A 1,288-nucleotide genomic window follows, 5' to 3' on the forward strand; every position below is an offset into this window, starting at 1 on the left:
CCCAGCCCTTCGTGGGGTGCCGCGGACATGAAGACCGGCAGACGCCAAGGCGAGGTCAGGTCTTCCAGGTGCGCAGCACAACGAAGTCGCACCAGTACCCACCCGCCGACTCTAGCGCCGAGAGCACAACTTCGCGTCGGCCAGGGCCCGTTCAGTCCCTGCCGTCGTTGCCGCACATTCCGGCTCACCGGCGCTCACTTGCTCGGGCGGAGCAGCCGACACGTGCCGGGCCATCCCCGCGCACGGCCGCCGAATGGACAGGGCGGTGACGCAGTCAACGACCCAGAGCAGGAGGAGAGTTCCATGGGTCTTCCCCGAACAGGTGGTGCCGCACAGTGACTAACCCGAACTTCATCGTCGAGGCGCCGGCGGAATCGGGATCTTCCAGGGTGCACTACTTCGTGTCGGGCGAGAACGAGTGGAGTGACTCGCCCAGCTGGCCCCCGGCGGGGACAGCCAAGGAGATCTTCCTGAGCAGTGCCGCCAGGGAGGGCTCTCCCGAGCGGAAGGGCGCAGTGCTCTTTGAGCGGCCGTCCGCCGTCAGCAGTCGCGCGTGCGTCTACGATCTCGCCGAGGCGGTCGAGACCGTCGGAGGCGTCATCGTCAGCGCGTTCCGTGACTTCGCGCGGTCGAGTGGTGAGTACGCAGCCGACGGCGTGCAGGACCAGCGTCCGCTGGAGCAGCGTCAGGACGTGCTCGTCTACACCTCGGACGAACTTGCGGAAACGGTACGCGTCGCCGGGCCCGGCGAAGGTCAATCTGTGGATCGCGAGCAGCGCCGAGGACACCGACTTCTTCGTCCGACTGACCGATGTCGAACCCAGCGGATTCGCAGGGAACGTGGCCGAGGGCTCCATCCGCACACGCTATCGCGGGGGACGACTGCTGGCTCATCCCCGGAGAGCCGACAGAGCTCGAGTTCGAAACGGATCCCATGGCACACGCCTTTCTGCCGGGTTACCGGATCAGGGTGCAGGTCACGAGCCCAGCTTCCCGAAATTCACCCGCAACCTGAACTCGCGAGCCGTACCGGAGTTCGGCACCGATGCCGACATCGTCGTCGCTCGGCAGACGATTCTCCACGGCCCTGACACAGCCTCCCGCCTCTCCCTCAACATCATCTCGGCTCCCAACGGGCGAACGCCGTACGTCGCCATGGCCGGTGTGGCAGAAGAGCAGTCCCAGAGCCCCGACAGCGGCCGTAAGATGGCCTAGTGTCCTGAGTCGGTAGTTCGCTTGCGGTTATAGGGTGGGGCGATGCCTGGTCCGAAGCCGTTGCCGCTGGAGT

At 66.1% G+C, this 1,288-nt stretch carries 1 protein-coding gene and 1 pseudogene; both read left to right on the forward strand.

The features are described 5' to 3' along the window. Positions 1-401: 401 nt before the first annotated feature. Positions 402-680 (forward strand): annotated as a pseudogene (locus LCE31_RS41460) (hypothetical protein); the annotation flags it as partial. Between the two features lie 37 nt (positions 681-717). After that, positions 718-1,215 carry a CocE/NonD family hydrolase C-terminal non-catalytic domain-containing protein gene (locus LCE31_RS41600; protein WP_263632847.1) on the forward strand — a complete coding sequence of 166 codons (498 nt, stop codon included), beginning with the start codon at positions 718-720 and terminating at the stop codon, positions 1,213-1,215. Positions 1,216-1,288 lie beyond the last annotated feature (73 nt).

It is taken from the genome of Streptomyces sp. 8L (assembly GCF_020176795.1).
Lineage (GTDB): Bacteria > Actinomycetota > Actinomycetes > Streptomycetales > Streptomycetaceae > Streptomyces.